This is a genomic window from Tardiphaga sp. (assembly GCF_028290495.1).
Classification (GTDB): domain Bacteria; phylum Pseudomonadota; class Alphaproteobacteria; order Rhizobiales; family Xanthobacteraceae; genus Tardiphaga.
The window spans coordinates 17,143-36,033 of record NZ_JAQGJT010000056.1 but is presented as its reverse complement, the minus strand read 5'-3'; the positions used below and the strand labels follow the sequence as shown (position 1 = coordinate 36,033).

Annotated in this window: 19 protein-coding genes and 1 tRNA gene; 8 read left to right on the top strand and 12 right to left on the bottom strand. The window is 64.0% G+C overall.

Features of this window, described 5'->3' with window-relative positions; all coding sequences use genetic code 11:
• Positions 1-138: 138 nt before the first annotated feature.
• Complete coding sequence (locus tag JWQ24_RS10965; RefSeq protein ID WP_299807565.1) at positions 139-921, top strand: DUF2865 domain-containing protein; 783 nt, start codon at positions 139-141, stop codon at positions 919-921.
• Positions 922-927: 6 nt separating this feature from the next.
• Here JWQ24_RS10965 and JWQ24_RS10960 read toward each other — a convergent pair whose 3' ends face one another.
• Entirely contained in the window at positions 928-1,359 is a 432-nt protein-coding gene (locus JWQ24_RS10960) for a hypothetical protein (protein WP_299807522.1), read from the bottom strand.
• A gap of 450 nt (positions 1,360-1,809) precedes the next feature.
• On the opposite strand from JWQ24_RS10960, the gene JWQ24_RS10955 reads away from it, so the two are divergent.
• Positions 1,810-4,320: a glycogen/starch/alpha-glucan phosphorylase gene (locus JWQ24_RS10955; protein ID WP_299807520.1), complete on the top strand. Its 2,511-nt coding sequence runs from the start codon at positions 1,810-1,812 to the stop codon at positions 4,318-4,320.
• A 200-nt stretch (positions 4,321-4,520) separates the two neighbouring features.
• Here JWQ24_RS10955 and rmuC read toward each other — a convergent pair whose 3' ends face one another.
• Positions 4,521-5,714 carry a DNA recombination protein RmuC gene (gene rmuC / locus JWQ24_RS10950; protein ID WP_299807518.1) on the bottom strand — a complete coding sequence of 398 codons (1,194 nt, stop codon included), beginning with the start codon at positions 5,712-5,714 and terminating at the stop codon, positions 4,521-4,523.
• A gap of 223 nt (positions 5,715-5,937) precedes the next feature.
• Here rmuC and def point away from each other — a divergent pair, with 223 nt between their 5' ends.
• From def to truA, 3 genes are all read left to right on the top strand, one after another.
• Positions 5,938-6,459: a peptide deformylase gene (def, locus tag JWQ24_RS10945; protein WP_299807563.1), complete on the top strand. Its 522-nt coding sequence runs from the start codon at positions 5,938-5,940 to the stop codon at positions 6,457-6,459.
• A gap of 139 nt (positions 6,460-6,598) precedes the next feature.
• Positions 6,599-7,531: a methionyl-tRNA formyltransferase gene (gene fmt, locus JWQ24_RS10940; protein WP_299807516.1), complete on the top strand. Its 933-nt coding sequence runs from the start codon at positions 6,599-6,601 to the stop codon at positions 7,529-7,531.
• On the top strand, positions 7,531-8,268 hold the full coding sequence (gene truA, locus JWQ24_RS10935) for a tRNA pseudouridine(38-40) synthase TruA (RefSeq protein WP_299807514.1): 738 nt from the start codon (positions 7,531-7,533) through the stop codon (positions 8,266-8,268). The genes fmt and truA overlap by 1 nt, the downstream gene beginning before the upstream one ends.
• A 127-nt stretch (positions 8,269-8,395) precedes the next feature.
• On the opposite strand, the gene JWQ24_RS10930 is transcribed toward truA, so the two are convergent.
• From JWQ24_RS10930 to rpmH, 10 genes are all read right to left on the bottom strand, one after another.
• Complete coding sequence (locus JWQ24_RS10930; protein ID WP_299807512.1) at positions 8,396-8,947, bottom strand: 5'-methylthioadenosine nucleosidase; 552 nt, start codon at positions 8,945-8,947, stop codon at positions 8,396-8,398.
• Positions 8,944-10,110, bottom strand: coding sequence for a succinyl-diaminopimelate desuccinylase (dapE, locus tag JWQ24_RS10925; protein ID WP_299807510.1), 1,167 nt, complete (start codon positions 10,108-10,110; stop codon positions 8,944-8,946). Before dapE ends, JWQ24_RS10930 begins: the two co-directional genes overlap by 4 nt.
• A 1-nt stretch (position 10,111) precedes the next feature.
• Positions 10,112-10,957, bottom strand: coding sequence for a 2,3,4,5-tetrahydropyridine-2,6-dicarboxylate N-succinyltransferase (gene dapD, locus JWQ24_RS10920; protein ID WP_299807507.1), 846 nt, complete (start codon positions 10,955-10,957; stop codon positions 10,112-10,114).
• 253 nt (positions 10,958-11,210) lie between these two features.
• Positions 11,211-11,915 carry a pyrimidine 5'-nucleotidase gene (locus tag JWQ24_RS10915; protein WP_299807505.1) on the bottom strand — a complete coding sequence of 235 codons (705 nt, stop codon included), beginning with the start codon at positions 11,913-11,915 and terminating at the stop codon, positions 11,211-11,213.
• A 69-nt stretch (positions 11,916-11,984) separates the two neighbouring features.
• On the bottom strand, positions 11,985-12,884 hold the full coding sequence (gene argB, locus JWQ24_RS10910; protein WP_299807503.1) for an acetylglutamate kinase: 900 nt from the start codon (positions 12,882-12,884) through the stop codon (positions 11,985-11,987).
• A gap of 74 nt (positions 12,885-12,958) precedes the next feature.
• On the bottom strand, positions 12,959-13,336 hold the full coding sequence (locus tag JWQ24_RS10905) for a DUF423 domain-containing protein (RefSeq protein WP_299807501.1): 378 nt from the start codon (positions 13,334-13,336) through the stop codon (positions 12,959-12,961).
• Positions 13,336-14,004, bottom strand: a complete 669-nt coding sequence (gene yihA, locus JWQ24_RS10900; protein WP_299807499.1) for a ribosome biogenesis GTP-binding protein YihA/YsxC — start codon at positions 14,002-14,004, stop codon at positions 13,336-13,338. Before yihA ends, JWQ24_RS10905 begins: the two co-directional genes overlap by 1 nt.
• Positions 14,005-14,141: 137 nt before the next feature.
• Positions 14,142-15,995, bottom strand: a complete 1,854-nt coding sequence (yidC, locus tag JWQ24_RS10895; protein WP_299807497.1) for a membrane protein insertase YidC — start codon at positions 15,993-15,995, stop codon at positions 14,142-14,144.
• Positions 15,996-16,067: 72 nt separating this feature from the next.
• Entirely contained in the window at positions 16,068-16,430 is a 363-nt protein-coding gene (gene rnpA / locus JWQ24_RS10890) for a ribonuclease P protein component (protein WP_299807496.1), read from the bottom strand.
• 28 nt (positions 16,431-16,458) lie between these two features.
• Positions 16,459-16,593, bottom strand: coding sequence for a 50S ribosomal protein L34 (gene rpmH, locus JWQ24_RS10885; RefSeq protein ID WP_011471298.1), 135 nt, complete (start codon positions 16,591-16,593; stop codon positions 16,459-16,461).
• 52 nt (positions 16,594-16,645) lie between these two features.
• On the opposite strand from rpmH, the gene JWQ24_RS10880 reads away from it, so the two are divergent.
• From JWQ24_RS10880 to JWQ24_RS10870, 3 genes are all read left to right on the top strand, one after another.
• A complete protein-coding gene (locus JWQ24_RS10880) occupies positions 16,646-16,969 on the top strand; it encodes a hypothetical protein (protein WP_299807494.1) in 324 nt (107 codons plus the stop codon).
• Positions 16,970-16,986: 17 nt separating this feature from the next.
• Entirely contained in the window at positions 16,987-18,465 is a 1,479-nt protein-coding gene (locus JWQ24_RS10875; RefSeq protein WP_299807492.1) for a HAMP domain-containing sensor histidine kinase, read from the top strand.
• Between the two features lie 277 nt (positions 18,466-18,742).
• A tRNA-Arg gene (locus JWQ24_RS10870) sits at positions 18,743-18,819 on the top strand.
• Positions 18,820-18,891 lie beyond the last annotated feature (72 nt).

The window sequence follows — 18,891 nt, the reverse complement described above, 5'->3', positions numbered from 1 at the left end:
CGGCGTTCTAAACATCTCGTTTACCATACCGCCGTACTGTGAAGCCGCGCCGGACGAAATCCGTCCGGCCTTCAGTGCGTTGCGGAGTTGGCGTTGCGTCACGATCGAAAATTCCCAAGAAAACTTCCGCGTCCGGCGCTGTTCGCTGCCATTGCGCTCGCCGTTTCGCTGTCGCTGACGCCCGGTGTAGCGGTCGCCGAAGGTCTGTTCGATTTCCTGTTCGGTGGCGGTCCTCCCCAGAAACAGCAGCCGCGCCGCGGCGCGCCGGCGGAAACCAATTTCTTCGCCGATCCGTTCGGCCTCAACACCCCCGCACCGCCGCCGCCGCGTCCGATGGTAAGCGCCGGTGGCAGCTCCGGGCCGTCGTTCTGCGTGCGTAGCTGTGATGGCAAGTATTTCCCGCTCGGCCGCACCGCCAGCCCGGCGCAGATGTGCCAGGCGTTCTGCCCGGCGACCACGACCAAGGTATTCTTCGGCAGCAACATCGATGGCGCCTCGTCGGCCAATGGCGAGCGCTATGCGGATTCGGAGAACGCCTTTGCCTATCGCAAGGCGTTGCGCGCCGACTGCACCTGCAACGGGCGCGACGCCACCGGCCTGGCGCCCGTCGATCTGACGCTGGATTCATCGCTGCGCCCCGGCGACGTGATTGCCACCGCCAACGGCCTCGTCGCGTTTTCCGGCGTTCGCACCGGCAACGGCCAGACCGCGGAATTCACCCCCGTTGCGTCCTATCCCGGCCTGACTTCGGACGTTCGCGCTCGCCTCGGTGAGATGAAGGTCGCTCCTGTCTCGGCGGAGATGATCGCCGAGGAAGCGCCAATGCCGGAGACCCGTCCTGCGGCCCCGGTCCCGGCGGTCACCAGCGTGCCGAAGAGCGCGCCGGTGGCCCGGGCGGGCAAGCGCGCCGAGCTGCCATAATCAGCATCAGCGCCCGACAATGACGCCGATCACGTTCGGCGCCGAAAGATACCTGTCCTCGATGTCGGCGCGGGCCGCGGCGCGATTTTCCGGCGTCAGCAGGCCGCGCTTTTCGGCCAGGATCATCCAGCAATAGCCCCACCAGTCGGTCAGCATGCCGTCGTCATCGATCAGGTCGTAGCCCTGCTCGGCGGCGAAAATCCGGGCATGGGCCTCATCGAGGGCGTCGAGCCAGGCGTGGTCGTCCAGCGTGAACAACTCGTCGCTGACATCGTCGGTCGTGTAGCCCCACACCGACAGACATACCGTATTGAATTCGCGGTCGATCTGGTCGTCGTCGATAAGGTGGCGGCGCGCGACCTGATGCAGCCGCGACAGGGATCGCGCGAAGTCGGCAATCCGGGTGAGGGCGAACTGATCGAAGGCAATGGTGGACATCTAGTCCTCGCGAGTTCTGAAAGACCATAGATATGGACGCCGATGGGCGTCGAATCACGATGATATATCAGTGACTTGTAAAAATGTTCTTAATTTGTTCTAATAAACATGTCGCCCCGGCAAGCGAGCACAGCGAGCGCTCGCCGGGCCCCATAAGCGTGCAGCCAAAGTCGGCACCGCCATGAGCCGAGCGCGCTCATACTTCGCCTACATCCTCGTCAGCGGCCGTTACGGCACGCTGTATATCGGCGTGACCAACAATGTTGCCGCCCGGCTTGAGTTCGCTTTGCTCGCTTGCCGGGACTACATTCAGATTTACCTCTTTGCCCAAATCGCGGGCATTACGGTGGCAAAAGCTCCGCAGGTCGGCGGGTTCCTGATACGGCCGAAAGCGCGTATGCTCGGCCCATCGGACTCAGCAACGGGATTGCACGTTTGCCAGATCAATCATTGCCAACGAAGTTCCAGCCCCACAACGCGCCGCTCGACGAATTGGCGCTGGCCGAAATCAAGAGCGCCATCATCACCAAGCTGACGCTGTCGATCGGCAAGGAGGCCTCGTTCGCTACCCGCCATGACTGGTACAAGGCCGCTGCGCTGACGCTGCGTGACCGCATGGTGCATCGCTGGCTGACCTCCGAAAAGGAGAGCTACGACGCTGGCCGCAAGCGGGTGTATTATCTCTCGCTGGAGTTCCTGATCGGCCGGCTGTTCACCGACGCGCTCAACAACATGGGCCTGCTGCCGCTGTTCGAGGCCGCTCTGGGCGATCTCGGCGTCGGCCTCGACGATCTCAGAAAGTGCGAACCCGACGCGGCGCTGGGCAATGGCGGCCTTGGACGGCTTGCCGCCTGCTTCATGGAAAGCATGGCGACGCTGGCGATCCCGGCCTTCGGCTATGGCATCCGCTACGATTTCGGCCTGTTTCGGCAGATTATCTCGCATGGCTGGCAGCAGGAATATCCCGACGAATGGCTGGGCTTCGGCAATCCCTGGGAATTGCAGCGGCCGGAGGTGATTTACCACGTCCATTTCGGCGGCAGCATCGAGACCATCGAGGATGGCCGCGGCCGCAAGAGCGTGGTCTGGCATCCCCGCGAGACCGTGGAAGCGGTCGCCTACGACACGCCGATCGTCGGCTGGCGCGGCCAGCATGTGAATGCGCTGCGGCTGTGGTCGGCGCGCGCGCCGGATCCGCTCAAACTCGATGTCTTCAACACCGGCGACTATCTCGGCGCCAGCGCCGAACAGGCCCGTGCCGAAGCGATCTGCAAGTTCCTCTATCCCAACGACGAGAGCGCGGCCGGCCGCGAATTGCGGCTGCGCCAGGAATACTTCTTCGTCTCCGCCTCGCTACAGGATCTGGTGAAGCGGCATCTGGAATCCGACGGCAATCTGCGTGGCCTCGCCAACAAGGCCGCGGTGCAGATGAACGACACCCATCCGAGCCTGGCGATAGCCGAGCTGATGCGAATCCTGGTCGACCAGCACAACATGCGCTGGGATGCGGCGTGGCAGATCACCAATGCCACTTTGTCCTATACCAACCACACGCTGCTGCCCGAGGCGCTGGAGACCTGGCCGGTCGAGCTGTTCCAGCGGCTGCTGCCGCGGCACCTCGAGATCATCTACCGTATCAATGAGGCGCATCTCGACCGCGCCGACGCCACCAAGCCCGGCGACACGACGTTCCGGGCCTCGGTCTCGATCATCGACGAGGGCGCGGGCCGCCGCGTCCGCATGGGCAACCTGGCGTTCATCGGCTCGCACCGCATCAACGGCGTCTCGGCGATGCATTCGGAACTGATGAAGGAGACCGTGTTCCACGATCTCAACACGCTCTACCCCGGCCGTATCACCAACAAGACCAACGGCATTACTTTCCGCCGCTGGCTGATGCTGGCCAATCCGAAGCTCACCGACCTGTTGCGCGCGACCTGCGGCGAGGCCGTGCTCGACGATCCCACGCGGCTTGCGCGGCTCGAGGCCTACGCCGGTGATGCTTCGTTCCAGCAGCAGTTCGGCCGCGTGAAGCTGCACAACAAGATCGCGCTGGCGCGGGTGATCGGCGAAAAGCTCGGCATCCAGGCGGATCCCACCGCTTTGTTCGATGTGCAGATCAAGCGCATCCACGAATACAAGCGGCAGCTGTTGAACCTGCTGGAAACGGTGGCGCTGTATCACGCGATCAGGGACGAGCCCAACAAGGATTGGGTGCCTCGCGTCAAAATCTTCGCCGGCAAGGCGGCCGCGAGCTATCGCTATGCCAAGCTGATCATCAAGCTGATCAACGACGTCGCCGAGGTCGTCAACAATGACACCACGGTCGGCGGCAAGCTCAAGGTAGCGTTCCTGCCGGACTACAATGTAAGTCTCGCGGAAATCATCATTCCCGCAGCCGATCTGTCCGAGCAGATATCGACAGCCGGCATGGAAGCCTCCGGCACCGGCAACATGAAACTGTCGCTGAACGGCGCGCTGACGATCGGCACGCTGGACGGCGCCAATATCGAGATCCGCGACAATGTCGGTCCGGAGAATATCGCGATCTTCGGCATGGACGCCGCCGAAGTCGTGGCGCGCCGCGCCCGTGGGCTGGATGCCTCAGACGTGATTTCGAAATCGCCGAATCTCGGCCGCGCCATCGAGGCGATCGAGCGCGGTGACTTCTCGCCGGACGATCCCGGCCGCTTCGCCTCGGTCGGCCACGCGCTGCGCCATCTCGACCACTACGTCGTGAGTGCGGATTTCGATTCCTATTACGACGCCCAGCGCGGCATCGACGCCCGCTGGCAGGTGCCCTCCGCCTGGAGCCGCGCCAGCATTCTCAACGTCGCGCGCATGGCGTGGTTCTCGTCGGACCGCACCATCCGGGAGTACGCCGAGGATATCTGGGACGTGCCGGTGGCGGGCGAGCCGCCGTCATCTCTGGCGCTGCCGCATCAGCGCAAGGTGACGTAACCCGACTGTCATTCCGGGATGCAGTTCGGACGGCAACGCCGGCCGGAGTGCAGACCCGGAACCCGGAGATGTTCATCGTGCCATCTCCGGGTTCCGGGTTCGCTCGCAGCTTGCGCCGCTCTCGCCCCGGAATGACTCCGGGTTTTGCGCGCTGGTCACCACGCCGCCGGTGGTTTCAGTAGCGGGCTACACTGCGAGCCCTACTCGCCGGCCTGAAGCCTGCCCGGAAACAACTCCGGCTTCGCCGCCAATGGTACGATCTCCGCCGGCTCGGCCTTGCTGAAATCCAGCTCCTCGATCCGGCCGGCGCGCTTTTCGATCTTGTCGGCGGAGATCAGAATCTGGCGGACGTCCTCATTGGCCTGGCCGAAATGCGTCTGCAGCTTCAGCACGCGCTCGCGCAGCCGGCCGAGGTCGTCGCCGAGGTTCATCACCTCGGTGCGGATCTGGTCGGCTGCGTCGCGCATCCGCGCGTCTTTCAGGATCTGCTGCATCACCTGGATCGCCAGCATCAGGAGCGATGGCGACACCAGCACCACGCGGGCGCGATAGGCCTTCTGGATGATGTCGTCGAAGCCGTCATGGATTTCGGCATAGACCGATTCCGAGGGCACGAACATCAGCGCGGTGTCCTGCGTCTCGCCGGCGATCAGGTATTTTTCGGAGATGTCGGTGACGTGCTTCATCACGTCGGCCCGCAGCCGTTGCGCGGCATATTTCTTCTCGTCGTCGGTGCGGGCGTCGTGCAGCGCGGTGACGGCTTCGAGCGGAAATTTGGCGTCGATGCATAAAGGCCGCTGGTCCGGCAGGAAGATCACGCAGTCCGGTCGCTTGCCGGACGACAGCGTGTGCTGGAATGCATAGGCGCCGTTCGGCATGCCGTCGCGCACGATGGTCTCCATCCGCGCCTGGCCGAACGCGCCGCGCGACTGCTTGTTAGCGAGCACGTCGCGGAGGGTGGTGACCTGCGAGGTGAGATCGGTGAGGTTCTTGTGAGCGTTGTCGATGATGCCCAGCCGCTCGTGCAGTACGCGCAAGCTGTCCATGGTGTTGCGGGTCGACTGCTCCATGCTTTGCCCGACCCGGTGGGTGACGGAATCCAGCCGCTCGGAGACCGCGCGCGCCATCTCGGCCTGCCGCCCGGCCAGCGCCTGGCCCATCGCGTCCACCCGGCCGGTCGCGACGCTCTGCGCCTGCAGCATCTCGCTGAGCCGCTCTTCCAGTTCGTCGGCGCGGATGGCTTGCGCCATCGCCAGCGCCGCGCCGCGGCTGCCGGCCCTGGCGATCACGACGGCGATCATCACCAGCAACAGCAACGCCAAAGTGGCGAAGCCGATCAAGGCAGTGGCAGTGCTGACCGGGATGTCACCGAGCATCAGGAGGGTGTCGTTCATCCGCAGACGATAGCAGATTCGTGAGCAATAAGGAACGAAGCAAGAACATTTATGGTAAATGAAAGACTAACGAACATGGTTAATAACTCGCTAATTTTCAAAGTTAACAGGACCTTAAAAATGCGGATAACAGAATCCTGAAGGGCATGGTTAACAGCGCGTTAAACTGATCCGCCGCCGCAGGCGGATTGACCCCGGCATGTCCGCGGATTACATCGCCGCCATGGCCATTCGTGAAATCATCGTCCTTCCGGACAAACAGCTTCGCCTCGTCTCCCAACCGATCGAAAAGGTCACGTCGGAGGTGCGCAAGCTCGCCGACGACATGTTCGAGACCATGTATGACGCGCCGGGCATTGGCCTGGCCGCGATCCAGATCGCGGTGCCGCTGCGGCTGATCACCATGGATCTCGCCAAGAAGGACGACGAGGAGGGCGGCAAGCAGCCGCGCGTCTTCATCAATCCGGAGATAGTCTCGTCGTCCGAGGAATTCTCGGTCTATGAGGAAGGCTGCCTGTCGATCCCGGAATATTACGAGGAAGTCGAGCGCCCCGCCCAGGTCCGCATCCGTTACCTCGATCTCGACGGCAAGCTGCAGGAAGAGGACGCCGACGGCCTGTTCTCGACCTGCATCCAGCACGAGATCGACCATCTCAACGGCGTGCTGTTTGTCGATTACCTCTCCAAACTGAAGCGCGACCGCGTGCTGAAGAAGTTCACCAAGCTGGCGAAGCGGGCGGAGTAGGTTTTCCTGGTTGAGGGCCTCTCGTCCGTCATGCCCAGCGCATGCCGGGCATCCACGTTCTTGCTGAACATCGTGGATGGCCGGGACAAGCCCGGCCATGACGCGTAAACTGAGAATCCATCCGCAGGAACACCAGCCCATGCCCCTTCGCCTGATCTTCATGGGCACGCCGGATTTCGCGGTGCCGACGCTGCTCGAACTGGTGGCGCATGGCCACGAGGTCGTCGCGGTCTATACCCGCGCGGCGAAGCCTTCGGGGCGCGGCATGAAGCTGCAGCCGACGCCGGTGGAGGCGCAGGCTATCAGGCTCGGAATTCCCGTGCTGACGCCGACGACGCTGAAGACGCCGGAGGCCGAAGCGACGTTGCGCGCGCATGAGGCGGACGCCGCCGTGGTGGTCGCCTATGGCATGATCCTGCCGCAGAACATTCTGGATGTGCCGCCGCTCGGCTGTTTCAACCTGCACGGCTCGCTGCTGCCGCGCTGGCGGGGAGCTGCGCCGATCAACCGCGCCATCATGGAAGGCGATGCCGAGAGCGGTGTGATGGTGATGAAGATGGATGTCGGGCTCGACACCGGCGACGTCGCGATGGCCGAGCGCATTGCCATCACCAGCGCGATGACGGCGGTCGACTTGCACGATGCGCTGGCGCCGCTCGGCGCCGACCTGATGGTGCGGGCGATCGGCGCGCTGGAGCGCGGCCGCCTGCAACTGAGCAAGCAGAGCGAGATCGGCGTCACCTATGCCGCCAAGATCGACAAGGCCGAGGCCAGGATCGACTGGACCAGACCTGCGCGCGACGTGCTGCGGCATATCCACGGCCTGTCGCCGTTTCCGGGAGCGTGGTGCGAGGTGCCGCTCGAAGGCGAAATGGTGCGCGTGAAGATTCTGCGTTGCGCATTGGCCGGTGGCTCGGGCACGCCGGGCGATCTGCTCGACGGTCAGCTGACCATCGCCTGCGGCATTGGTGCGATCCGCATCATCGACCTGCAGCGCGCCGGCAAGCAGCCGATGAAGGCGGTGGATTTCCTGCGCGGCACGCCGCTCGCGCCGCCCATGCGGTTGGGCTGATGCCGCGCTACCGGTTGCTCATCGAGTATGACGGCGCGCCGTTTTGCGGCTGGCAGGTGCAGAACAATGCGCCGTCGGTGCAGGGCGCGCTGGAAGACGCCGTGAAGGCGATCTCTGGCGAGGCCGCGCGCGTGCACGGCGCAGGGCGTACCGATGCCGGCGTGCATGCGCTCGGCCAGGTCGCGCATGTCGATATCATCAGGCCGTTCGTACCCGGCCGGCTCCGCGACGGGCTCAACGCCTATCTGCGTCCGCATCCGATCGGTGTGCTGTCGGCCGATATCGTCGCGGACGATTTTGAATCGCGCTTCTCAGCGACGAAGCGACATTACGTCTACCGCATCGTCAATCGTCGCGCGAACCTGGCCATCGATCTCGGCCATGTCTGGCGCGTCGCGCGTCCGCTGGATACCGACGCGATGCACGAAGCCGCGCAGCGGCTGGTCGGCCATCACGATTTCACGACGTTCCGTCACACCGAATGCCAGGCCAAGTCGCCACTGCGCACGCTGGACCAGCTCGACGTCATCAGAGACGGCGAAGCCATCAACATCGTCACCTCGGCGCGGGCGTTCCTGCACAGTCAGGTTCGCTCGATGGTCGGCTCTCTGGTGTGGGTCGGCCACGGCCGCTGGAGCCCGGACGATCTGGCGGCAGCGCTGGCGGCCAAGACCCGCAGCGCCTGCGGCCCGGTCGCGCCGCCGGACGGGCTCTATTTGGTGAAGGTGGATTATTGAACTCTCAGCCGTCATTGCGAGGAGCTCTTGCGACGAAGCAATCCAGTTCTTTTAGCGATTGCGGCTATCTGGATTGCCGCGTCGCTTCGCTCCTCGCAATGACGGGGAGAGGACGGCGCGTCATCAATCAGAGCAGATGCTTCACCGCATCCCAGAACAATTGCTGGCCGTCGGCGACATTCGCGGTCCAGTGCTCGTGGGCAAAATCGTTGGCGTCGTCGGTGATGAACTTGAAGGCCCGCCAAGGCACGTTCTGGTGCCGGCAGACCGAGGCCAGCGCGAACAATTCCATATCGACGATATCGACATGGTTGGTGTTCAGCCACGGATCGGAGGTGGTGACGAAACTGTCGCCGGTGCCGCAGATCACGTCGCCGTGGCCGGACGACAGCCGGTCCAGTTCCGGCGCGTAGGGCGTGGTGCCGCGCGGCGCCAGGGGCTCTGCGATCATGTCACGCTGCACGACATGGGCGACCTCGACGAGGCCACGTAGCGACGCCCTGATTTTTCCGGCGGTGCCGTAGTTGATCACCAGCGAGGGCTTTCTGGCCTGCAGCGCCAGCAGCGTGGCGATCGTGGTGTTGATCTTGCCGACGCCGGTGAACACGACATCGACGCCCTCAGGCGCGCGCGCGGTGTCAAGCTCGGCATCCAGCGCGGTGAGGACGAGAATGGTCATGCGAAGTACCGCTCGAGCACGCCGCGATAGATCTTCGTCAGCTTCTCCAGATCGGAGACCGGCGTGCGCTCGTCGATCTGGTGCATGGTCTGCCCGACCAGGCCGAATTCGATCACCGGGCAATAGCGCGTGATGAAGCGCGCATCCGAGGTGCCGCCGCCGGTGTTGAGATCGGGCGTGCGGCCGGTAACCTCCGAGATCGCGGCGGTGACGAGATCGGTGAAGGCGCCGGGCCTGGTGACAAACGAGTCCGCGTTGCACGGCTCCCAGACGATGTGGGCGCGAATTCGGTTGCCGGTCGCTGCGACCAGTCGCGCGTCGATCAGGTCGCGCAGGCTCGCTTGCGTGTGATGGTCGTTGAAGCGGATGTTGAATTTCGCGCGCGCCTGCGCTGGGATCACGTTGCTGGCGGTGTTGCCGACGTCGACCGAGGTGAATTCGAGATTCGACGGCTGGAACTGGGCGTTGCCACGGTCGAGCGGTTCGTTGCTCAGCGTCACGATCAAGGCGGCGATGTCCGGCACCGGGTTCGACGCGCGGTGCGGATAGGCGACGTGGCCCTGCACGCCATCGACGACCAGCGTGCCGGATTGCGAGCCGCGGCGGCCGATCTTGATGGTGTCGCCGATCGCCTCGACGTTGCTGGGTTCGCCCACGATGCAGTGGTCGAATTTTTCGCCGCGCGCGTCCGCCCATTGCAACAGTTTGACCGTGCCGTTGACGGCAATGGCTTCCTCGTCGCCGGTGATCAGGAACGAGATCGAGCCCCCGCCGTCTTTTTGAGGCTTGCCGTCGTTGGTTGCCAGATAATCGAGCACAGCCGCGACGCCGGCGGCGATACCGCCCTTCATGTCGACCGCGCCGCGGCCATACAGCAGGCCATCCTTGACGTCGCCGGAGAACGCGCCGTGCGTCCATGCCGCCTCGTCGCCAACAGGCACCACATCGGTATGGCCGGCGAACGAGAGATGCGGCGCGGCCGTGCCGATGCGGGCATAGAGGTTGTCGATGTCGGCGGTGCCTTCCTCGCTGAAGGTCACGCGCTGCACGTCGAAGCCGGCATCGCCCAGAAGCTTCTCCAGCACGCCAAGTGCGCCGGCGTCTGCCGGGGTCACCGACGGACAGCGCAGCAGCGCCTGGGCGATGGAGAGAGCGTCGGTCACATCAGTCCCGCAGCAGTTCGTTGATGCTGGTCTTCGAGCGGGTGCGCTCGTCGACGCGCTTGACGATGACGGCGCAGGCGGTCGAGGGGCCGGGCTGGCCGTTCTTCAGCGGACGGCCGGGCAGGTTGCCGGGCACCAGCACGGAATATTCCGGCACTTCGCCGACGAAGATCTCGCCACTGTCGCGGTCGATGATCTTGGTCGAGGCTCCCAGGAACACTCCCATCGCGAGCACGGCGCCCTTGCGGACGATGACGCCTTCGGCGACTTCCGAGCGCGCGCCGATGAAGCAATCGTCCTCGATGATCACAGGGCCGGCCTGCAGCGGCTCCAGCACGCCGCCGATGCCGACGCCGCCCGAGATGTGCACGCGCTTGCCGATCTGGGCGCAGGAGCCGACCGTCGACCAGGTGTCGATCATCGTGCTCTCATCGACATAGGCGCCGAGATTGACGAAAGACGGCATCAGCACGACGTTCCTGGCGATGAAGGCCGAGCGGCGCACGATGGCGCCGGGCACGGCGCGGAAGGCGGCGTCGCGAAATGCGTTGTCGCCCCAGCCCTCGAACTTCGACGGCACCTGGTCCCACCACGACGCGCCACCGGGGCCGCCGGGAATCGCGCTCATGTCGTTGAGGCGGAATGACAGCAGCACGGCCTTCTTCAGCCACTGGTTGACCTTCCAGACGCCATCGGCCTGGCGCTCGGCGACGCGGGCCTCGCCCTTGTCGAGCAAGTTCAGCGCGTGATCGACGCCTTCGCGGACTTCGCCCTTGGTGGCGGCATTGACGCCGTCGCGCGCCTCAAAAGCGTTGTTGATGATGGATTCGAGAGCGGACAGCGACATCGGGATTTCCTTGGGAACGTTCAGGGCCGGACAGGCGAATTGGACGGCTTTTGTCGGGATTTGGGATGGGAGAGTCAAGAACTCAACCTGTCATCGCCTGCGAAAGCAGGTGATCCAGTATACGGCGGCGGTGCGGCTTCGTAACGGGGGCCAGTGTTTGCTGGATCGCCCGGTCAAGCCGGGCGACGACAGCAGAAATTGTGGGCTGCCTGGCAGCTTAAAGATTCGCCTGGCCGGGACGACAGGGGAGAGATCACCGCCCGACGTTGAGTGCGGCCAGAAACCCGGTCAGATCGTCCGTCACGTGATCGACGAAATCGGCGTCGCGGCCTTCCAGTTCCCAGTCTTCGCGCACCACTTCCTTGGCGCCGTCGGGCACCACCAGCACGGTGGTCATGCCGAGCGCATGCGGCACCACGAGGTTGCGCGACAGGTCCTCGAACATCGCCGCTTTCGCGGGATCGACGCCATGCAGCTTGAGGAATCTGTCGTAGGTCTGCGGCGCCGGCTTCGGCTCGTGGTCGGCGGCGATGATGTCGAAGATGGCTTCGAACTCGCTGGCGATGCCGAGCCGCTCCAGCACCGCGCCGGCATGCGCGACCGAGCCGTTGGTCAGGATCAGCTTGCGGCCGGGCAGCAGCGCGATCTCGGCTCCCATTTCCGGGTTCGGCTCCAGCGGCGAATGGTCGATGGCATGCACGTAAGCCAGGTAGTCGTCGGCGTGCACGCCGTGCTCGGTCATCATGCCGCGCATCGTGGTGCCGTAGCGCTTGTAATAGTCCTTCTGGATCTTGAAGGCCTGTTCCGGCGGCACCTTGAGGAAGGTTGCAACAAAATCGCGGATCTTGTCATCGACCTGCTGCCACAGATTGACGTGGTGCGGATACAGCGTGTTGTCGAGATCGAACACCCAGGTCTCGATATGGGCGAAGGAGCGGGTTGGCCTGGGTTCGGTCATGAAATTCTCGCTTGTGGCGCGGTCAGCGCAAGGCCGCTCGTCCGGCGCTTGCGCGCCGGACGAGCGCGGTCACTTGTGGATCAGCGTGCCGGTGCCCTGGTTGGTGAACAGCTCGAGCAGCACCGCATGCGGCGTCTTGCCGTCGATGATCACCACGCCCTGCACGCCCTGTTCGAGCGAGTAGATGCAGGTCTCGACCTTCGGAATCATGCCGCCGGAGATCGTGCCGTCGGCGATCAGTTTGCGAGCGTCCTTGATCGACAGTTCCGGGATCAGCTTCTTCGACTTGTCGAGCACGCCCGGCACGTCGGTCAAAAGCAGCAGGCGCTTGGCCTTCAGCGCGCCGGCCACCGCGCCGGCAAAGGTGTCGGCGTTGACGTTGAAGGTCTGGCCCGACTTCGAGGTCGCCAGCGGCGCCAGCACCGGGATCAGGTCGTAGCCGATCAACTGGTTGAGCAGCGTCAGGTCGACCTTGTCGGGCTCGCCGACGAAGCCGAGATCCACCACCTTCTCGATGTTGGAATCCGGATCGACCATGGTCCGCGTCGCCTTGGTGGCGGTGACCATGTTGCCGTCCTTGCCGCACAGGCCGACCGCCTTGCCGCCGGCTTCGTTGATGTAGCCGACCAGCGATTTGTTGATCGAGCCGGCCAGCACCATTTCGACGATCTCGATGGTGGCGGCGTCGGTGATGCGCAGGCCCGCGGCGAATTCGGACTTGATACCCAGCCGCTGCAGCATGGTGGCGATCTGCGGACCGCCGCCGTGCACGACGACCGGGTTGATCGCGGTCTGCTCGAGCAGCACGATGTCGCGGGCAAAGGCCTTGGCCATGTCCTCGGCGCCCATCGCGTGTCCGCCATATTTGATGACGATGGTTTCCTCGTCATACTCCTGCATATGCGGCAGCGCTTCCGACAGGATGCGGGCCTGATCGAGCGGACTGATGATGTTCGGCGCGTCGGTCATGAAGCGGATCTCACAGTGGGCAATCTGCGCGGCGTTCTAGCCGATTGATCGCAGCGGCGCAAAGGCGCTTCGTTCTAGGCCCGCCGTGGCCACGCCGCCGATACTGCCAGCGCCAGCCAGCTGGCGATCAGCAGTATGCCGCCGGTCGGCGCGGCCATCGGGAACAGGCCGTGGCCGGCATATTGCCGCATCACGAGGTCGCCGGAGAACAGCGCAGCCGCGATGACGAAGCCGATCGCGGAAGTAAGGCCGATCTGCAGGTGGACCACGCCGCGTTCGATCAGGGCGACGGCGCCAAGCACCGCGGTGGCATGGAACAGCAGCATCGTTGAGGCTGTCGCCAGCCTGACAGCATCGGGCTGGTGTGCGGACGCGGCGGCGAGGATGACGCCGTCGGCGCCCATCACGCCGGCCAGGATGATCAGGATGCGAAACAGGCCGGATCGCGTCATCAGCTCCGCTCGCCGAGCAGGCGGACCATGGCGGCGCGCAGTTCGGCCATGCCGGCGCCGGTGCGCGACGATGTCACCAACAGCTGCGGGAAGGCCGCCGGATGCTTCAGCAGCGTGGTGCGGACTGCTTCGGTGGTAGCTTCAAGCTCGGATTTCTTGACCTGGTCGGCCTTGGTCAGCACGACCTGATAGCTCACCGCGGACTTGTCGAGCGTCTTGAGCACGTCGAGATCGACGTCCTTGATGCCGTGGCGGGAGTCGATCAGCACATAGACCCGCGCCAGGTTGGTGCGGCCGAGCAGGAAGTTATGGATCAGGGAGGTCCAGGACGCGATCTTGACCTTCGGCGCCGAGGCATAGCCGTAGCCGGGCATGTCGACGAGCCGCATCTGGGATTTCTCCGGGCCCTCGAAGAAGATCAGTTCTTGCGTGCGGCCCGGCGTGTGCGAGGTCCGCGCCAGCGCGTTGCGGCCGGTCAGGGAGTTGATCAGGCTGGATTTGCCGACGTTGGAACGCCCGGCAAAGGCGACCTCGACGCCGGCCATCGGCGGCAGCGTCTCGATCGAAGGCGAGGCCCAGATGAAATTCCACTCGCCGGCGAACAGCAGTCGGCCCTTTTCAATGAGCTTCTTGTCTTCGATCAGCTTCGCATCGGTTTCAGTGGTCATGCGAAGGTCCTTCGGTTTGTCGTGGGCTCCTCATGGTGAGGAGGCGCGCTTCGCCCCGTCTCGAACCATGAGGAGTGTGGCGCTCATCCTTCGAGACGCGGCCCAAAGGCCGCTCCTCAGGATGAGGGCCTGCGTTCTTACGTCTTCTTCTCGACCGCCGGCTTCTTGCCGAACGTCGACTTCACATTGTCGAATAGTTCGATCTTCACGCCGTTGCGGTTCATGATGTAGCTCTGCTGCAGCACCGAGAGGGTGTTGTTCCAGGCCCAGTAGATCACCAGACCGGCCGGGAAGCCGGCGAGCATGAAGGTGAAGATCAGCGGCATCCAGTCGAAGATCATCTTCTGGGTCGGATCCGGCGGGGTCGGGTTCAGCTTCATCTGGAACCACATCGTGATGCCCATGATGATCGGCCAGATGCCGAGCGCGAGGTAATGGCCGATCACCGGCAGCTGCGTCGGATCGAAGGCGAACAGACCGAACAGGTTGAACAGGTTGGTCGGATCGTGCGCCGAGAGATCCTTGACCCAGCCGAAGAACGGCGCGTGGCGCATTTCGATGGTGACGAACAGGACCTTGTAGAGCGAGAAGAACACCGGGATCTGCAAGGCGACGGGAAGACAACCGGCGATCGGGTTGATCTTCTCCTTCTTGTAAATCTCCATCATCTCCTGCTGCTGCTTCATCTTGTCGTCGGGATAGCGCTCCTTGAGCGCTGCCAGCTGCGGCTGCACGGCCTTCATCTTGGCCATCGAGGCGTAGGACTTGCTGGCCAGCGGGAAGAAGATGATCTTGACCAGCACCGTCACCAGCAGGATGGCGACGCCGAAATTGCCGAACAGGTGGTAGAAGAAGTCGAGCGCCAGGAACATCGGCTTGGTGATGAAGTAGAACCAGCCCCAGTCGATCAGGAGGTCGAAGTGGTTGAGGCCGAGCGCCTGGTTGTAGCCGCCGAGGCCGACCGCGAGCGGGAAGTTGATGCCGACGGTCGAGGCTTCCTTGGCGCCGGCGAACAGCCGGGCGTTGGCGGTGCCGGTGCCGCCGATCGCGATGGTCTGCGCGTCCTGCAGGTAATCGGTCTGGTAGGTGTGAACGGTGCCGACCAGATTGGAAGAGAACCGCGCCTGCAACTGGGCGGCGGGATCCGGCAGCAGCGCCGAGGCCCAGTACTTGTCGGTGATCCCGAGCCAGCCGTTGGTGACCTTGAAGTTCACTGCCTTGGCTTCGTCGATTTTCTTGTAGCCGTATTCCTGCAGGCCCTGGTCGCCGAGATAGCCGACCAGGCCTTCATGCAGGATGTAATAGCCTTCGACGTGCGGGGTGCCGTGGCGCGAGATCAGCGCGAACGGATACAGCGTCACCGGCGCGGTGCCGACATTGGTGACGTCGTCCTTGACGGTGAACAGGTAGCGCTCGTCGATCGCGATGGTGCGGCGGAAGGTCTGGCCTTCACCATTGTCGTATTTCAGCGTCACAGGGGTCGCTGGCGTCAGGCTGCCGGTACCTTCCTGGGTCCACTGGGTGTTGGCATCCGGGATCTTCACGTTCGAGCCGGCGGCGGCGACCCAGCCGAATTCGGCGTAATAGGGCGAGGCGGTGCCGGACGGTGAGAACAGCACGATCGCGGGCGACTTCGGGTCCACCGTATCGCGGAACTGGCTCAGCGCGATGTCATCGATGCGCGCGCCCTTCAGCGCGATGCTGCCGGTGACGCGCTGGGTTTCGATCTTGATGCGCGGGGAGGAGGCGATGGCGGCGTCGCGGCTGAGGATCGCGGCGGCTGCGGGCTGCTGGTTCGCCGGGGCAGCGCCGGGGGTGGTCGCGCCCGGTGCGGCGCCCGGCTGCGCGGGCGTTGCCGGATTGGCGAGTTGGCTCTGGACCTGCGCCGCGCGCTGCCGCTCCATCTGCGGGATGTTGAAGAAATACTGCCAGCCGATCAGCACCAGGCCAGAAAGAACGACAGCAAGTATGGTGTTGCGATTGTCAAGCATCGTTCAGGTCTCGTCATTCAATGCGGGTGCGGCTTGGGCTGCCGGCTGCGCGCTTGTCGCAGACTGGAAGTCTCAGGTCACGCTCGTTTTCGAAGGTTGTGTTTTCGCGGATTGCCGGTCGAGGCGTTGTAGCGCCGAGCGGAGGTCGTCGAGCATGGTCATAAAGTCGCGGTTCAACGCGACACGACGGCCGACTAGCACATAATCGCTATGAGGTCGCATGGATACGACATCGACGCGCTTCACCAGTTCGCGAAGTCTGCGCCGGATCCGGTTCCGCTCGGTGGCGGTGCCGTTTTTTTTGGTCACGGTGAAGCCGACCCGGATCGGGCCGTCATCATCGCGTCGTTTACTCTGCACAACGAAGGCAGGGCTGTTCATCCGTGGCCCATTGGCAACGGCGAGAAAGTCCGCCCGCTGCCGCAACCGATCCATGATGAGATCTCGGGTAAAAGAGGCCCGATCAGGCGCTGAGGCGCTTGCGACCACGCGCACGACGCGCAGCCAGAACCTTGCGGCCGCCGACGGTCGCCAAGCGAGCGCGGAAGCCGTGGCGGCGCTTGCGCACCAATTTGCTGGGTTGATAAGTCCGCTTCACGGGTAGTTCTCCGCTGACCGGGCGATTCGCCGATTAATTGAGGTGAGTCCTGATGCTGGCCCAAGCGAGCCGTGTCCGGCTTCAAGTGAGCCGCCCCGGTCAAGACCGGGCCATCGCGGACAGTTGGCGGGCTTATACGGGAGCGTCCTGTTTTCGTCAATCTTGCCCTGTAGGACGCAGCAATATCGGAAAATTGGCTGCAGAAACCGGATTATGCCGCAATATGCGGTGTTTTAAAGGGACAGGCCGCGGCGTCTTTGCCGTCGTGCCAGCAATTGCCCGGCTGGCAACGGGGATGGCGGATATGAATGCTAAAATAAATACATCGAATCGCTTCGGCGTCCGTATCTCGGAAATGCGCAGCGTTTCATCGTGAGTTCTGAGGCAAACCCTGTGTCAGCAGCCGGCGAAATTCCCGAACAGCAGACGCCGCCGCGACGGCCGGGGCGAGGGCTGGGGCTGTCCGGCAAGCTGCTGCTGCTGACCATTCCGCTGGTGCTGATCGCGCAAATCCTGATTTACGTGCCTTCAATCGCCAATTTCCGGCTCAACCGGCTCAACGACAAGCTGGCGGCAGCCAATACCGCGGCGCTGGTGCTCGATGCAGCCCCGCTCGGCATGGTGCCGGAATCGCTGGCGCGGCAGATCCTCGGCAGCATCGGCGCCCGCGCCGTCGCCATCAAGATGGGCCAGCAGCGCCGGTTGCTGGCGAGTGCCGATCTGCCGCCGCAGATCGACCACGATATCGACATGCGCTCGGTCACGGTATGGTCGGCGATCGTCGATACGTTCGAAGTGATGCTGGAAACCGGCAATCAGTCGATCCGGGTGATCGGGCCGGCGCCGTCGGGCGCCCAGTTCATCGAGGTGGTGATCGACGAATTGCCGCTGCGCCAGGCGATGTACCGATTTTCCCGGAATCTGCTGCTGGTGTCGCTGGGACTGGCGATCCTGACCGCGGGCCTCGTCTATCTGGCGCTGCACTATTTGTTCGTGCGGCCGATGCGGCATTTGACGGCCAATCTGGTCGCCTTCCACGAAAATCCCGAAAGTTCGTCGCGGATCATCATCCCGTCGCAGCGCGGCGACGAGATCGGCGTCGCCGAGCGCGAACTGTCCGACATGCAGCGCGATCTGGTCTCGATGCTGCATCAGAAGAGCCGGCTCGCGGCGCTTGGCCTCGCGGTCTCCAAGATCAACCACGACCTGCGCAACCTCCTGGCATCGTCGCAGCTCTTGTCGGATCAGCTCGCCAGCGTGCCCGATCCGCGCGTGCAGCGTTTCGCGCCGAAGCTGATGCGCTCGCTGGAGCGCGCGATCGCGTTCTGCCAGTCGACGCTGTCCTATGGTCGGGCCCAGGAAGCCGCCCCCGACCGCCGCATGATCCTGGTCGAGCCGGTGGTCAACGAAGTCCAGGAATCCGTCGGCCTCGCCTCGGATGCGACGATCGGCTGGGTCAACGCCATCGAGCGCGGATTAACGATCGATGCCGATCCCGACCAGCTGTTTCGCGTTTTGCTCAATCTGGTGCGCAACGCGGCGCAGGCGCTGGAGGGCCAGCCCCACAGCGACACGGCTCCGCGGCAGATCCGCATCACCGGCCGTCGCGAGGGCGCCGTGACCATCCTGGAGGTGTCCGATACCGGCCCCGGCGTGCCGCAACGCGCCCGCGACCATCTGTTTGAGGCCTTCCAGGGCTCGGCCCGGCCCGGCGGCAGCGGGCTGGGTCTGGCCATCGCCGCCGAACTGGTGCGCGCCCATGACGGTGACATCCATCTGGTCGAAGGGACGCTCGGCGCCACATTCCGGATCACGTTGCCGGATCGCCCGGTCCAGTTGCACGGCATCCGCAGCGACCGCGCCCGGGCCTGAACCTGAGTGGGCGTAACGGGGGCGATTCGGGCCGATCCGACAATTTTCTGGGTGGGGTCGGCCGTCGGCGTGCGGTGCGGTTCGCAAAATACCGCCGCCGGTTCCCGAAAATGCGGCGTTTTGCTGGATTTTATGAAGATTCACGAATGAAGCGAGAACCGGCATTGTGGCGCTTGCAAAGCCAGTCCGGAGCCGGTAGCTATGGCGCGCTTTCGCAAATAACGTTTTCGAAACGCACCGACGCCAGCGGGCTCCACGCCCGCCAACGTCACGGCACGCGCCCGTAGCTCAGCTGGATAGAGCACTAGACTACGAATCTAGGGGTCAGAGGTTCGAATCCTTTCGGGCGCGCCAACAATTATGACTTTGCCCGCATTGCTCCCGGTTGGCACCGAGACCCGGTTGCACAAGCCGTCTTGTGAACGA

Bases quoted from the DNA above. Each gene is read 5' to 3' on its own strand.
- JWQ24_RS10960 (WP_299807522.1), bottom strand. From the start codon at position 1,359: ATGTCCACCATTGCCTTCGATCAGTTCGCCCTCACCCGGATTGCCGAC.
- rmuC (WP_299807518.1), bottom strand. From the start codon at position 5,714: ATGAACGACACCCTCCTGATGCTCGGTGACATCCCGGTCAGCACTGCC.
- def (WP_299807563.1), top strand. From the start codon at position 5,938: ATGGCCATTCGTGAAATCATCGTCCTTCCGGACAAACAGCTTCGCCTC.
- fmt (WP_299807516.1), top strand. From the start codon at position 6,599: ATGCCCCTTCGCCTGATCTTCATGGGCACGCCGGATTTCGCGGTGCCG.
- truA (WP_299807514.1), top strand. From the start codon at position 7,531: ATGCCGCGCTACCGGTTGCTCATCGAGTATGACGGCGCGCCGTTTTGC.
- JWQ24_RS10930 (WP_299807512.1), bottom strand. From the start codon at position 8,947: ATGACCATTCTCGTCCTCACCGCGCTGGATGCCGAGCTTGACACCGCG.
- dapD (WP_299807507.1), bottom strand. From the start codon at position 10,957: ATGTCGCTGTCCGCTCTCGAATCCATCATCAACAACGCTTTTGAGGCG.
- JWQ24_RS10915 (WP_299807505.1), bottom strand. From the start codon at position 11,915: ATGACCGAACCCAGGCCAACCCGCTCCTTCGCCCATATCGAGACCTGG.
- argB (WP_299807503.1), bottom strand. From the start codon at position 12,884: ATGACCGACGCGCCGAACATCATCAGTCCGCTCGATCAGGCCCGCATC.
- JWQ24_RS10905 (WP_299807501.1), bottom strand. From the start codon at position 13,336: ATGACGCGATCCGGCCTGTTTCGCATCCTGATCATCCTGGCCGGCGTG.
- yihA (WP_299807499.1), bottom strand. From the start codon at position 14,004: ATGACCACTGAAACCGATGCGAAGCTGATCGAAGACAAGAAGCTCATT.
- yidC (WP_299807497.1), bottom strand. From the start codon at position 15,995: ATGCTTGACAATCGCAACACCATACTTGCTGTCGTTCTTTCTGGCCTG.
- rnpA (WP_299807496.1), bottom strand. From the start codon at position 16,430: ATGGATCGGTTGCGGCAGCGGGCGGACTTTCTCGCCGTTGCCAATGGG.
- JWQ24_RS10880 (WP_299807494.1), top strand. From the start codon at position 16,646: ATGCTGGCCCAAGCGAGCCGTGTCCGGCTTCAAGTGAGCCGCCCCGGT.